Origin of the sequence: Streptococcus sanguinis (assembly GCF_050223295.1) — a bacterium.
Lineage (GTDB): Bacteria > Bacillota > Bacilli > Lactobacillales > Streptococcaceae > Streptococcus > Streptococcus sanguinis_X.
The window spans coordinates 1,225,890-1,238,751 of the sequence record NZ_CP071424.1 but is presented as its reverse complement, the minus strand read 5'-3'; the positions used below and the strand labels follow the sequence as shown (position 1 = coordinate 1,238,751).

Below are 12,862 nucleotides of genomic sequence, written 5' to 3'. Positions count from 1 at the left end.
TTTTTTCTATCGTTGGATTACTTAATATCGGGGTTAAAATAGTGCTTGCGGCAGACTGATATATAGGTCTCATGACCGCCAATTTTGATCTGCTCACCATCATAAACTGGCTTTCCGTTATCAGTCCGTAAAACCATGATAGCCTTACGAGAGCAATATTGGCAAATGGTTTTAATCTCCTCAATCTTGTCAGCCAAGAGCAAGAGATGCTTGGACCCTTCAAAGAGTTCATTGCGAAAATCATTTTTCAGACCAAAAGCCATAACCGGAACATCAAGCTCATCCACCACTCTAGCCAAATCATAGACATGATGGCGTTTCAAGAACTGAGCCTCATCAATCAAAACACAATAAGGTTTTTCAGGAAGCTGCTGGATATAGCCAAAAATATCCGTCTGGTCTTCAATAGCTATAGCATTCCGCTTCATACCGATACGACTAGAAACGACACCAAAGCCGTCGCGGGTATCAACAGCTGAGGTCATGATAACTACGCTCTTGCCTTGTTCTTCGTAATTGTGGGCCACTTTCAAAATTTCAATGGTCTTGCCCGAATTCATCGTGCCATATTTGTAGTATAACTGAGCCATAATTTAAATCTTTGCTAATTCACTATCTCCATTTTTACTTCACATTATTTTACCATAATTCACTACTCTTTAAAACCTCATTTGTGATAAAATAATAATAACGAAATAAAGGAGGCAGAAAATATGCCATTTGTTAGAATTGATTTATTTGAAGGTCGTACTCTGGAGCAGAAAAAAGCTCTTGCTAAGGAAGTAACTGGAGCTGTTGTCAGAAATACTGGCGCACCTCAGTCTGCTGTCCATGTCATCATTAACGACATGCCAGAAGGAACCTACTTCCCACAAGGTGAAATGCGGGAAAAATAAAACAAAGCAGCTAGTTGTTTAATTAGCTGCTTTTCTTTTGAATGTTATGAAGCCGCCACTGAAAAAGAATGCCGCTCGTCACCAAGCTGGCAATGAGACCAATCCAATATCCATAAGGGCCTAAACTAGTATAGTAATCTAAGAAGAGTCCCAGGGGCAGCGAAACTCCCCAATAAGCAATCAAGCCCAAGAAAAATGGCACCTGAGTATCCTTGTAGCCCCGAAGAATGCCCTGCAAAGGAGCCGCAAAAGTATCTGCTAATTGGAAAAAGAGGCTGTAGGTCAGAAAAACAGATGTCATACGGATAAACTCGGTATCCGACCCATAGAGAGCAGCCACACGGTCGCGTAAGATATAGAGAAAGAGAAAGGTAAATCCAGCAATTCCCAAGGCCGTCAGCCGCCCGAGTTTACAGAATTTCTTAACATCGTCAGGACGATTGGCTCCAATTTCATAAGAAACGATAATAGACATTGAGGTTGAAATACTCATAGGAAAGGCATACATTAAGTTTGAAAAATTCATGGCCGCCTGATGACTGGCAATGATTAATGACGAAAACTTAGCCATGACTAAGCCAACAACCGAGAAAATCACAACTTCAGCAAAAAAGGTTCCGCCGATAGGCAGTCCAAGCCGAATGCCATCAATTAAGCCCTTTTTATCTAGCGGTCGAATCTTCCATAGCTCATAGGCTCGGATTTTTGGATGTTTGACTGCTACTAACAAGGATATGAGAAGCAAAACCCAATAAGCCAAAGAGGTCCCAAGTCCGGCTCCGGCTCCGCCCATTTCTGGAAAACCAAATGCTCCGTAGATTAGGGCATAATTAAAAGAGCCGTTCAAGGGCAAGAGTAAGAGCATGAGATACATGGAAAGCTTGGTCAACCCCAGAGCATCAAACAGAGAACGAATGGTGCTAAAGAGCAAAAGAGGAATAATACCAAGCGCCAGATACCAAAGATAGTTCTTAGCCACTTCTTCTACCAAAGGCTCTAGGCCAAGGTGAGACAAAACTAGAGGAGCGCCCACAAATACCAAGGCAAATAAAATTAGCGATAGCCCCAAAGAAAGATAAATAAACTGATAAAAATCAGAAGCAATCTTTTCTTTTTTCCCCTGCCCTAAATGGTGCCCGATTATGGGTACCAAGGCAGACATAATCCCTATCAACAGGTCGAAAAATGGAATCCAAAGACTAGTTGCCATAGAAACACCAGCCAGATGCAAGGTGTCATACTGACCAGTCATGGTCGTATCAACAAATGAAGCAGAAAAATTGGCCAGTTGGTAGATCAAAATTGGCAAAAAAATAGAAATAAAGAGCCGCATCCGCTGATTTAAATTATGAGTTTGGTGCATAGAAATCCCTCAAAAACTTTTCCTACCCAAGTAAAATCAATGAGCTTAGATTTTTTGGAATATCAACTATCTTTACTATACTATAAGCCAGACAGATAGTCAAAAGGAAAAGGAAATCATATATCTGCCTCAGCAAAGACAATCTGCCCCTTCTCAAATCCTGCGATACGCGCCAAAGAAAGGACACGATAGCCATCAGTTTCCAAAAGTTGACGGCCATCCTGAAATGATTTTTCAATGACAATGCCAACCGCTTCAACCTGCGCTCCTGCTTGCTCGATAATGGTAATCAAGCCCTTGGCTGCCTGACCATTAGCCAAAAAATCGTCGATAATCAGCACCTTATCATCAGAGTTGAGAAATTTCCCAGCAATCGAAACGGTCGAAGTCACTTGCTTGGTAAAAGAATAAACTTCGGCCGTCAAGATCCCTTCTGTCATCGTGATGTTTTTGGCCTTCTTAGCGAAAATCATTGGTAGACCCAGCGCCTCTGCTACATAGACAGCCGGAGCAATACCAGAAGCTTCAATAGTTACTACCTTGGTAATTCCTGCATCCTTTACTGCCTCCGCAAAGACCTGGCCAATCTCTTTCATCAATGAAAAATCAACCTGATGAGTCAGAAAAGAGTCAACTTTCAGGATATTTTCACCTAAGACTTGTCCATCTCTGAGAATTCGTTCTTCTAATGCTTTCATTTGTACTCCATTTCATAAGCTATCTTGACTCTAGTAAAAAAAGCACAGATATCCGTGCTTTTCGTTTACTCTTTTTCATTTTTATTCTCGGTCTTGTCTTCTTCTCCAGCGTGATTGACTGCTTTTTTGAATTCTGAAAACATTTTACCGATAGATTGCCCCAGTTCAGGCAGGCGCTTTGGTCCGAAAATAAGCAGGGCTCCCAGAACAATAATAATTACCCCAGGTACTCCGATGTCTTTTAAAAGTCCCATTAATTTCTCCTCGTTGATTTTCTTTGATAAATGATGCGACTAAGCAGAATGCTGACTTCATAGAGCAAAATCAAAGGCACTGTCATAGACAAGTCGCTGATAAAGTCGGCGGGTGTCAGGACAACAGCTAAAACCAGCAAAATGAAGTAAGCGTATCGTCTATATTTTACCAAAAATTTCGGATTGAGCAAACCGATAGAAGTCAGAAAGGACACAAGAACTGGCAACTCAAAGAGGCAAGCAATCGGAATAGTGGTATGAAAGACGAAACTAAGATAATTCTGCGCTGTCAGCCGAGTCTCAAAGAGGTCCTCACCTAGCGACAGCAAGACCTGCAAAATAGCCGGAGTCACAAAGTAAAAGCCAAAAGCCAGCCCCAGAACAAAACAGAGAAAGGTAGCCGGGATATAAGCGAAAACAGCCCGAGCTTCATTGGCCCGCAAAGCTGGTCGGACAAACTCCCAGACCTGATAAACAAGAAATGGCAAGGTTAGGGAAAAAGCGACCAGACTAGCCAGACTGATATAAATCCAAAGGATATCATCCGGCCCCAGCACCAGCAGCTTCTGCTCAAAATTACTGGTCAGCCATCGATAAATATCAGCCGAAAAAAGCAAGCTAACCAGAAAAACTACGAAGAAGCAAGCCAATACCGCTAGAAAACGCCGTCTGAACTCTGTCAAATGCTCAATAATAGTCTGCTCTTTTTTATCCATGCTGCTGCTCGCTTTTCTGATTTTTAAAGCTAACATAAATGACTAGCAGGATAAAGAGGGCCTGACTAACTACCACTTCTAGGCTTGGATAAATCCCCATCCAGTCCACTGTCACAAAACCATTGATTAAGTGAGTTGGTAGGATATTGGTCAGCTGAAGGGCATGGATGCTGACTCCCAGCATTTTAAAGGCCAAGGCATAGATGAGCCAAGTCAGCCAGAAGAAAATGCTGTGTGGCTTGAGAAGACCTGAAGCCTTGCTCATGATAAAGGCCAGCAAGACCAAGACCAGAACAGCCAAGCCGATTCCTAAAAGAAAATCAGTCATAGTGATGCGCGGCAGAATTCCCGCATAAAAGAGAATGGTCTCAGCTCCTTCACGAAAAACTGCCAGAAAGCTAAGAGCAAACATGGAAAGAAAACTGCCTGTGGCTGTTACAGCCTTCATTTGGCTTTCCATAAAGTCATTCCATTTCTCTATAGATGCCTTGCTGTGCAGCCAGATACCAACCAATATCATCATGGCGACAGCGAAAATTCCCACTGCACCTTCGATAATTTCACGATTGGATCCAGAAGCAACTGCCGGAAAAAGAAACTGCAGCAAAGCTGCAATCACAGCACTGGCTAGAACTCCACTCGCTGCCCCTGCATAAACCCATTTGAGTCCTTTTTTCATCTTGGAGGCTTTCAGAGTCGTTATCAAAGCCATGACAATCAAGAGCGCTTCTACACCCTCACGCAGCAAAATCAGCATAGCATCAAAGAAATGATAGGAAGCTGTCGTGTCAATCTGTGACAGCTCACTAATCAAAGATTCTAGCTGCTTTTTATACTTCTCTTCGCTACCCTTGACCATAATAACAGGCGTCTGACTCTCTACCTTGGTATAAAGCGAAGGATTATTGACACTGACATCTCCTTCTATCGTTGGCCAAATGGTAATGAACTCTTTCATCTTGGCAGCAGCCTTTTTATCATCTCCGCTTTGAAAGAGACTCAAGGCTTCCTCTAGGAGCTTAATTCCATCTTTCAGCGTCAGATTGCCAGCAGTTTCTTGGACTTTCTCTCCTTTGACAAAATTATCAATGGCGGTTTTCAAATCATCAAAAGAAGACTGAATCATGTCAAAGTCAGTAGGCTCCGTCTCAATGACGCTGCGCAGGAATGAAATAGCTGTTTCTACCTTGCCATAATGAGCTGTGCTTTTATCTCGCACCACGCTTTCATTGCTAGTCCAGGTGCTATTCATCTTCTTGTATGCTTCTCTTGTCGCTTCTAAATCCTTAGCTCTAATGGCTTTTTGTAGATTTTCAAATTTTGGCTCTAACTTACCGAGAAGCTTCTTTTTCTCAGCCTCTAAGTCGACTGGATTCTGCTCTTTTTCAAATTTCAATAGGGCAGAAGAGATTTGTGTCAGCTTCTCCTCCGTCACCTGACCCGATAAGTCTAATGCCTTGCTTACCTCTTGTCCCGCTGCAGAGTCGTGATTAGCCACCTTTTCAAAGTCAGTCTTGATCTCTCCGACTAGCTGCTTGGCTTTTTCCTGGTCTTTCTGCTTGACTGCAGTGCTGGCATCAGTAATTTTGACAAATAGACTGCTGTAGCTATCATCCGCTAAAACCGGCTTAGCCCAAAAGACCAGCAAGAGACCCAATATCAAGAGACTTTTATTCAAACAATTTTTGACCAAGGTATTCTCCTTTTTTCACTCCACCAAAGCAGGCAAACAAACCACTGCCAATATGTGTGACATATTCATTCATCTTATCTTGAGCGCCTAGATTAGTCAGAACTTTGACAAAGCTGTCAGGATCTTTCTGGAAGGAAAGAAAGAGTAAGCCTGTGTCGAACTGACCAGTACTTTCATCAATCCCATCCGAGTAAGAATAAGACCGGCGATATATGGGCTTATCAACCTCCTTGGCCAGGCGGACATGTGAATCCTCTGGCAGCAGGTCCAAGTCAACCTCGTCAAACTCGTCTTTCTTGCCAAAAGGCGCTCCGCTCTCTTTATAGCGTCCAAAAGTGTTTTCCTGCTCCTGCAGATTGGTCCGGTCCCAGGTCTCAAGGAACATCTGTATTCGGCGGACAGCCATATAAGAGCCGCCCTTCATCCAGTCCTTGCTGTCGCACCAAATAACCTTGTCAAAGTCTTTTTCCTTGGTCACATTGGCTGTGCCGTCCTTAAATCCAAAGAGATTACGAGGCGTTGACATCCGGTCTCCGATAGCAGCAAAGCCTGACTGACTCCACTTCATAGTGATGGCATTTCTCCCCTTGCGAACCAGATTGCGGACCGCATGAAAGGCTACTTGCTCATCATCTGCGCAGGCCTGGATGACAATATCGCCACCCGTATATTTTTCTTTAAGCTGCTCCTTTGGAAATGGCGGCAAATCCCGAAAAGCTTTCGGTCGTTTGTCTGACAAGCCCACTTTTTTCAGAAAAGAGGCTGAGACCCCAAAGGTCAAAGTCAGTCGATAAGGGTTGAGACCGACAGTTTCTCCAGTGTCTGTTGGCGGCAAAAGAGCATTGGAATTATCTTTTTTGACCAATTCTCCATCTACCAGCTTCTCGCTATAGGCTGTCCAGTCCTTGAAGAGCTGGATAATGGTCTCCCTATCTGTCGTATGCAAATCCAACACAACAAAGTAGATATTCTTCTGCATCGGAGTTGTGATACCCGCCTGATGCTCTCCATAAAAGCTGATTTCTTCCTCACCGTCAGCGAATTTCTTATCTTCCTTGGCCTGATTAGCGAAAAAAGCAGATGCACCAGAGACACCCAGTGCAAGACCAGCGCCTCCAATCCCTGCTTTTTTAAGAAATTCACGACGATCCATCTTTTTATTAAACCATTTTTCGTCGTTTGTCATATGATTACTCCCCGTTTAGAATGACTCCCATTTGTGAAAGAGGCTCACCCAGTTTGGTCACAGCTTCCGCCAGCTCTTTGGTGTCTTCCTTTGTCAATTCTGTATAGAGTTTGTAGTTTTCCGAGTCAGTCATGTGCTTGTCTAAGAGACCGTTGACGTTTTTAAACTCAAGTTCCAAGGTCTTGACGAGTTTCTCGTCCTTATCCTTAATCAATGGCTTAAAGAGCTCAAAAATCTTTTCTGCTCCTTCAATATTCGCACGGAAATCATAGAGATCTGTATGAGAGAATACTTCTTCCTCACCTGTAATCTTGCTGGTCGCCACTTCATTGAGCAAGTCAACAGCGCCTGTCAGCATCATATCTGGAGTCACTTCAACTGTTGCGATTTTAGCTTTTAGCTCCTTGATATCATTGACCAGCTGATCAGCATAGCTTTCAGTTCCTTTGGTCGTATTTTGTTCCCACATGATTTTTTCGATGCGGTGGAAACCAGACCAGCCTTCTTCGGTCTTGTTTTCATCCACATAGTCGACTAAGCGGAAGTCAATTTTAACATCTGATTCACCAAAGCTCTCAGCAATCGGCTCTGAGCGCTCATAGGCCATACGGATAAGCGGATATTGCTTTTTAGCCTCATCAAGCTTGCCTTCTTTAAGGGTGTCACGAAACTTCTCCGTATCTGTCAGGAGCTGATCGATTTGTCCTTGAACAAACGTTTTGTAATCCGCTGTCGCCTTGTCCAATTCTTTCTGATTGACAGCCGTTTGACTGCTGGATGCTTGACTGCTTGAGCCAGTCTTGTTTGAAGAATTGTTGGCTGCACAGCCAGTCAGTAAAATTGCCGTTGAAAATAGGACGATGCCAAGTTTTTTCATGGTGACTCCTTTGTTTTCTCTCCTAGATAGAGATTATTTCCTGTAAATTATACCAGTTTTTCTCTTATATTTCAAGAAATTGTCTGACAATTTAATCAAAAACTCTATATTAAGACCATTAAAGCAGCTCTTCTTTAACTTTCCCGATTTCCGTCTTTTTCAGCACCAAGTAAATCGTATCTCCCAGATAGAGGCGCGTGCTACCATTGACCGTTTGAGTCTTGCCCTTGTGGACATTCATGGTAATCAAGACCCCATCAGGCAAGTTTAGCTCATGCACCTGCCGACCAGCAATCTTTTCAGAAACAGGGATTTCAATTAAAGTTGTATCTCCCTGGTCCTCGATACTGTCTGGTAACATTTTTTCCAGCATGGCTTCATAGACTGGCGCTCCTTTAAGCAAATCCATGATAATGTAAGCAGTCAGAGTGACCAGTCCCAACGGCATGAGATTACGGATGTCGCCGACCATCTCTGTGACCAGAATCATAGCTGTCAGAGGAGCCTTGGAAATGGCGCCAAAATAACCACTCATGCCTAGGATAATGAAAATCGGAAATTGCTCCTGAGAAATCAAACCTAGCTGCAGACAGACTGCCCCCATTGCTCCGCCCAGAAGTGAACCCAGAGCCAGGATAGGCAGAAAAATGCCACCTGGCAAGCCGCTTCCGTAACTCAGCATGCTCCAGACAAAACGCAGAACAAAAAATAAGAGCAAGGTTCCCACAGTATAATGACTAGCGGTCAAAGATAAAATCAACTGATTGCCCCCGCCCAGCAAGTGAGGCAGGAAATAACCAATCGGAATAATCAAGGCAAAGGCCAGAATAGGATAATAGGCTTCTGAAATTCGAAACAAGCGACCCAAAAACTGATAAACCAGCTGAATGTTCAAAATGACTTTTTCATAAATATAGCCTGACAAGCCCAGCAGCAAACCCATGACCAGATAGATCCAATACTGCTCCAGCCTCATGACCGGGATATTATCTGGCATGTCCAGCACTGGCGTCAGTCCAAACATGGAGAGTGAGACAAAGTTAGCAACTAGACTGGCTGCCAGCGTAGAAACCCAGAAAAAGCGTGAAAAATGACGGTAAACTTCTTCTACTACGAAAAGCAGGCCTGCGATTGGTGCATTAAAAGCTGCCGCTAAGCCTGCTGCTGCACCGCTAGCAATGAGCGCTCTCTCCTCAGCGGCACTCAAATTCAGAAATTTAGAGACGCCTTTGCCGCTCATAGCACCCAACTGAATACTTGGTCCTTCTCGACCTAACATCAGACCGCTTGAAATGGCTAAAATCCCCAATACAAACTTCTTCCAGAGAACACCCCACCAAGAAAGCGACATCAGACCTTTCAGCTCTGCTTCAACCTGTGGAATCCCTGAACCCTTGATATTTTTCTCTGACTTTACCAAGCGAGCATTGAGCAAGACGATGAAAGCATAAAGGAACACCAAGGCCAGTAACCAAAGAATAGACTGCTGACTACTATGGTAGACATCCTGCACTAAATGAAAGATTTTTTCAATCAGAAAGAGAAAAACGCCCACCACCAGTCCAGCAAAAATCCCAACTAAGACACCACGCAAAACCTGGGAAATAATCGAATGAGTTGCGAAATTAAATTCTCTCTTGATGTCGTCCTCACGTGAGCTAACCTCTTTTGCCATTCCCAATCTCCTCTAAATAGTTACTTTACCACTATTCTAGCACAAAGCAGGCCTGATAAACAGATGAAATATAAATTTCTTCTTTCAGTTTTCTTTTTAAAGGCTCTACAAAAAAGTCTGGAAATTATTCCAGACTCATTTTCTTATTTTGCTTTCAAAGCTGCTTGAGTAATGTAGTTGTATGGTTTGTTGAAGTGTGGCAGGAAGAAGAGATCCAACAAGGCCAATTTATCAATTGTAACCTTTTCCTGAATGGCCAATGAGAACATGTGAATCCCCATAGACATATCTTCTCTAGAAACCATCTGAGCTCCAAGAACTACACGTGTATCCTTATCATAGACAATCTTAATCGTAACATCATGATGCTCAACCTTTTCAAGGAAAGTTGGTTTTTGAGTATCTTTAAACTCAACTACAGCTGGGCTGTAACCAAAGCGTTTTGCTTTTTCTTCAGTTAGACCAGTTGAAACCATCTTCAGACCAAAGATTTCGATACCGTTAGAACCTTGAACACCATTAGACTCCAATTCATGACCGCAAGCATTATGAGCTGCTACGATACCAGAGCGCAGGGCGTTAGAAGCCAAAGCGATGTAATTTGTATCATTGATAGAGTTATCGTAGACAGTCGCACAGTCACCGATTGCATAAACATCTTTGATGCTAGTTTCTTGCTTCTTATCCACTAAGAAAGCACCATTGCGGAATGTTTCCAACTTGCCAGCGCCAAGACCAGTGTTTGGTCGGAAACCAACCGCCAGAACAACCATATCTACATCATAGCTAGCCTTATCCGTTACAATGCGTTCTACCTTGTTTTCACCTTCAATAGCTTGAACAGTTTGACCGAAGGCTAATTGAACACCGTTATCTTCAAGATTTTGGCGCATCATTTCAGACAAGTCATGGTCATAATAACCTGCCAAGCAAGTATCCACAACATCAATCAGAATCACTTCTTTACCAAGGCGTTTGAAGGCTTCTGCTAACTCAACCCCAATGTAACCAGCTCCTACTACTGCCACACGTTCGATATGTTTGCTCTTGTCTTGCAATTTCTCAATAACATCTGCAGCGTTTTGATATAATTTAACAAACTGCAGATTTTCCAAGGTTGACTTAAATTCCCGACTGTTAGGATCCATTTCAGCACCTTTAATCGGAGGCAGAATTGGCTGAGAACCTGTTGCCAAAATCAATTTGTCATATGACTCTACATGCTCTTTACCGTCTACAATAGCTGTAACTTTTTTCGCATCATAATCAATTGACTCAACTGGTGAATTCATATAAACTTTTGCGCCTTTTGCTTCAAAAGTTTCTTTATCTGCATAAAAAAGTCCATCTGGCTTGCTGATTTGCTGTCCAATCCAAAGGGCCATTCCGCATGCCAAGAATGAAATGTTTGAGTTTTGGTCAAAAATAACTACTTCGTTTTCTGCACCATAATTGTCCAACATTGTATTAATACACGCTGTACCTGCGTGGTTTGCACCAACTACAACGATTTTACTCATAAGAATAGTCCTACCTTAATTTATAATTTACTAGAACAGTATATCATCTCCTGTGAGCGTTTACAAGAAATTTGCTCGAGATTTTCAAAAATTCTTATACAGCCTAAAAAGCTATACCACCGCTGTCTCATCGCTTCGAAAATACAGCTTTATGCGAAAGTTAATTTTCTGAAAATATAACAATTTTAAGATTGTGAAACCGGTATCTTTTTGATATAATAAGGTTAGAGAGGTTAATTTTAGAAAGGTTGTGATAATGTGGACTTTGCTTCTCGCTCACTCCATTTGATGGGGAGTACGATTTGCATATCTCTCTGTCATGAGCGAGCGGAAATACTCTTAGATGAGGCGGTTCAACTGCTTCATCTCTATAAAAATCGCTTCAGTGCCAATGATGAAGACTCTGAACTTATGACTATCAACCATTTGGCAGGAATTGAAAGCGTATCAGTTCATCCCGAGCTTTTTGAACTGATTGAGCTGGGAAAATATCACAGCCTAGTAGAAGGCAGCCACTTAAATATCACGATTGGCCCTCTCGTCCAGACCTGGCGGATAGGATTTTCAGACGCCCGTCTCCCAAGCAGGGAGGAGATTCAGCAAGCTCTAAGTCTGACCGACCCAAACTTGCTTGAGTTGAAGCCAGAAGATTGTAGTGTCTTTTTGACTAAGAAAGGCATGAAGCTGGATTTAGGTGCCTTGGCTAAAGGCTATATCGCTGATAAGATTAAAGACTATTTGATGGGTCAGGGAGTGACCTCTGCTCTTATCAATCTCGGTGGCAATGTACTAACCATTGGGCAAAATGCAGTCAGCCGGCGCGCCTGGCGAATTGGCATCCAAAATCCCAAGCAGCCTCGCGGCAATCATTCAGCTATACTAGCTGTCACTAATCAGTCAGTGGTCACATCAGGAATCTACGAGCGAACTCTTACAGTTGAAGGACAGAACTACCATCACATTCTGGATCGCAAAACAGGCTATCCTATCGAAAATCAATTGTCTAGTCTGACCATTGTTTCAGACAAGTCGGTAGATGGCGAAATCTGGACAACTCGTCTATTTGGTGAAAGTCCGACATCAATTCTGTCTCAGATTGAACAGCAAGCAGGGATTGAAGCCTTGATTATCACCCAGGACAGTCAGCTCTTCTGTAGCTCAGGTCTTTTAGAGCAGCTAATTCCTGCTTCTTAATTCTCAAAAGTGATGAATTTGCTGCCTCACTAAGCGGTACTTCTATCGCTCTAGCTTTTATAACTAATGCCCATTTAAAAACGCCCTCTCTTTCTTCTGGTTTTTACCTGCCTCAAGAAAAATAAATGCACTTACGAGGGATTTGTATCTTCATTTCAGAAAGGAAATTTTATGTTAAAACTTATTGCAATTGTTGGAACAAATTCTAAACGTTCTACAAACCGGCAACTTCTTCAATATATGTCTAAGCACTTTGCTGACAAGGCTGAAATCGAGCTGGTAGAGATTAAAGATATCCCAATGTTTAATAAACCTGCAGACAGAAATGTGCCTGAATTGGTATCAGAAATTGCCGAAAAAATCGATGCAGCAGACGGGGTACTCATTGGAACACCTGAGTACGACCACTCTATTCCAGCTGTACTCATGAATGCTCTGGCTTGGCTTTCTTATGGTATCTATCCATTGCTGAACAAGCCAGTCATGATCACTGGTGCTTCTTATGGTACACTTGGCTCCTCTCGTGCCCAGCTGCAGCTCCGTCAAATTTTGAACGCTCCAGAAATCAAGGCAAATGTACTTCCAGATGAGTTCTTACTCTCACATTCTCTTCAAGCTTTTGACCCAAGCGGAGATTTGGTGGATCTTGATGTTGTCAAAAAATTGGATGCTATCTTTGATGACTTCCGTATCTTTGTCAAAATCACTGAAAAATTGCGCAACGCTCAAGAATTGCTTCGCAAAGATGCTGAAGAATTTAACTGGGAAAAATTGTAAGATAGGAGACCGA

13 protein-coding genes are annotated in these 12,862 nt (G+C 42.7%); 3 read left to right on the top strand and 10 right to left on the bottom strand.

The genetic code is table 11. The features are described from left to right. Positions 1 to 17: 17 nt before the first annotated feature. The gene (locus J1C77_RS06005; protein WP_002919036.1) at positions 18 to 590 is read right to left on the bottom strand and encodes a thymidine kinase; all 573 of its coding nucleotides are present in this window, start codon (positions 588 to 590) and stop codon (positions 18 to 20) included. 123 nt (positions 591 to 713) lie between these two features. Between J1C77_RS06005 and J1C77_RS06000 the strand changes: the two genes are divergently transcribed. Further along, a complete protein-coding gene (locus tag J1C77_RS06000) occupies positions 714 to 896 on the top strand; it encodes a 4-oxalocrotonate tautomerase (RefSeq protein ID WP_002919037.1) in 183 nt (60 codons plus the stop codon). A gap of 22 nt (positions 897 to 918) precedes the next feature. Here the strand turns inward: J1C77_RS06000 and J1C77_RS05995 are convergent, their stop codons facing one another. From J1C77_RS05995 to nox, 9 genes are all read right to left on the bottom strand, one after another. Then, positions 919 to 2,259, bottom strand: a complete 1,341-nt coding sequence (locus J1C77_RS05995) for an MATE family efflux transporter (protein ID WP_002921233.1) — start codon at positions 2,257 to 2,259, stop codon at positions 919 to 921. A 116-nt stretch (positions 2,260 to 2,375) separates the two neighbouring features. Then, positions 2,376 to 2,957 (bottom strand): xanthine phosphoribosyltransferase, encoded by a 582-nt coding sequence (locus J1C77_RS05990; RefSeq protein WP_002921234.1) that lies wholly within the window; start codon positions 2,955 to 2,957, stop codon positions 2,376 to 2,378. 65 nt (positions 2,958 to 3,022) lie between these two features. Further along, positions 3,023 to 3,211 carry a twin-arginine translocase TatA/TatE family subunit gene (locus tag J1C77_RS05985; protein WP_002897604.1) on the bottom strand — a complete coding sequence of 63 codons (189 nt, stop codon included), beginning with the start codon at positions 3,209 to 3,211 and terminating at the stop codon, positions 3,023 to 3,025. Further along, a complete protein-coding gene (gene tatC, locus J1C77_RS05980; RefSeq protein ID WP_002921235.1) occupies positions 3,211 to 3,927 on the bottom strand; it encodes a twin-arginine translocase subunit TatC in 717 nt (238 codons plus the stop codon). Before tatC ends, J1C77_RS05985 begins: the two co-directional genes overlap by 1 nt. After that, entirely contained in the window at positions 3,920 to 5,620 is a 1,701-nt protein-coding gene (locus tag J1C77_RS05975; RefSeq protein WP_002921236.1) for an FTR1 family protein, read from the bottom strand. Before J1C77_RS05975 ends, tatC begins: the two co-directional genes overlap by 8 nt. Then, the gene (efeB, locus tag J1C77_RS05970; protein ID WP_002921237.1) at positions 5,598 to 6,806 is read right to left on the bottom strand and encodes an iron uptake transporter deferrochelatase/peroxidase subunit; all 1,209 of its coding nucleotides are present in this window, start codon (positions 6,804 to 6,806) and stop codon (positions 5,598 to 5,600) included. The genes J1C77_RS05975 and efeB overlap by 23 nt, the downstream gene beginning before the upstream one ends. A gap of 4 nt (positions 6,807 to 6,810) precedes the next feature. Then, positions 6,811 to 7,683, bottom strand: coding sequence for an iron uptake system protein EfeO (efeO, locus tag J1C77_RS05965; RefSeq protein WP_002895547.1), 873 nt, complete (start codon positions 7,681 to 7,683; stop codon positions 6,811 to 6,813). A 118-nt stretch (positions 7,684 to 7,801) separates the two neighbouring features. Continuing rightward, on the bottom strand, positions 7,802 to 9,358 hold the full coding sequence (locus J1C77_RS05960) for a chloride channel protein (protein ID WP_427195053.1): 1,557 nt from the start codon (positions 9,356 to 9,358) through the stop codon (positions 7,802 to 7,804). Between the two features lie 143 nt (positions 9,359 to 9,501). Beyond that, positions 9,502 to 10,878 (bottom strand): H2O-forming NADH oxidase, encoded by a 1,377-nt coding sequence (gene nox / locus J1C77_RS05955; protein ID WP_002897609.1) that lies wholly within the window; start codon positions 10,876 to 10,878, stop codon positions 9,502 to 9,504. A gap of 258 nt (positions 10,879 to 11,136) precedes the next feature. Here nox and J1C77_RS05950 point away from each other — a divergent pair, with 258 nt between their 5' ends. Both J1C77_RS05950 and J1C77_RS05945 read left to right on the top strand, forming a co-directional pair. Beyond that, the gene (locus J1C77_RS05950; protein WP_002921242.1) at positions 11,137 to 12,072 is read left to right on the top strand and encodes an FAD:protein FMN transferase; all 936 of its coding nucleotides are present in this window, start codon (positions 11,137 to 11,139) and stop codon (positions 12,070 to 12,072) included. A gap of 171 nt (positions 12,073 to 12,243) precedes the next feature. Then, positions 12,244 to 12,849 carry an NADPH-dependent FMN reductase gene (locus J1C77_RS05945; protein ID WP_002921243.1) on the top strand — a complete coding sequence of 202 codons (606 nt, stop codon included), beginning with the start codon at positions 12,244 to 12,246 and terminating at the stop codon, positions 12,847 to 12,849. Positions 12,850 to 12,862 lie beyond the last annotated feature (13 nt).

Bases quoted from the DNA above. Each gene is read 5' to 3' on its own strand.
- J1C77_RS06005 (WP_002919036.1), bottom strand. From the start codon at position 590: ATGGCTCAGTTATACTACAAATATGGCACGATGAATTCGGGCAAGACC.
- J1C77_RS06000 (WP_002919037.1), top strand. From the start codon at position 714: ATGCCATTTGTTAGAATTGATTTATTTGAAGGTCGTACTCTGGAGCAG.
- J1C77_RS05995 (WP_002921233.1), bottom strand. From the start codon at position 2,259: ATGCACCAAACTCATAATTTAAATCAGCGGATGCGGCTCTTTATTTCT.
- J1C77_RS05990 (WP_002921234.1), bottom strand. From the start codon at position 2,957: ATGAAAGCATTAGAAGAACGAATTCTCAGAGATGGACAAGTCTTAGGT.
- J1C77_RS05985 (WP_002897604.1), bottom strand. From the start codon at position 3,211: ATGGGACTTTTAAAAGACATCGGAGTACCTGGGGTAATTATTATTGTT.
- tatC (WP_002921235.1), bottom strand. From the start codon at position 3,927: ATGGATAAAAAAGAGCAGACTATTATTGAGCATTTGACAGAGTTCAGA.
- efeB (WP_002921237.1), bottom strand. From the start codon at position 6,806: ATGACAAACGACGAAAAATGGTTTAATAAAAAGATGGATCGTCGTGAA.
- efeO (WP_002895547.1), bottom strand. From the start codon at position 7,683: ATGAAAAAACTTGGCATCGTCCTATTTTCAACGGCAATTTTACTGACT.
- J1C77_RS05960 (WP_427195053.1), bottom strand. From the start codon at position 9,358: ATGGCAAAAGAGGTTAGCTCACGTGAGGACGACATCAAGAGAGAATTT.
- nox (WP_002897609.1), bottom strand. From the start codon at position 10,878: ATGAGTAAAATCGTTGTAGTTGGTGCAAACCACGCAGGTACAGCGTGT.
- J1C77_RS05945 (WP_002921243.1), top strand. From the start codon at position 12,244: ATGTTAAAACTTATTGCAATTGTTGGAACAAATTCTAAACGTTCTACA.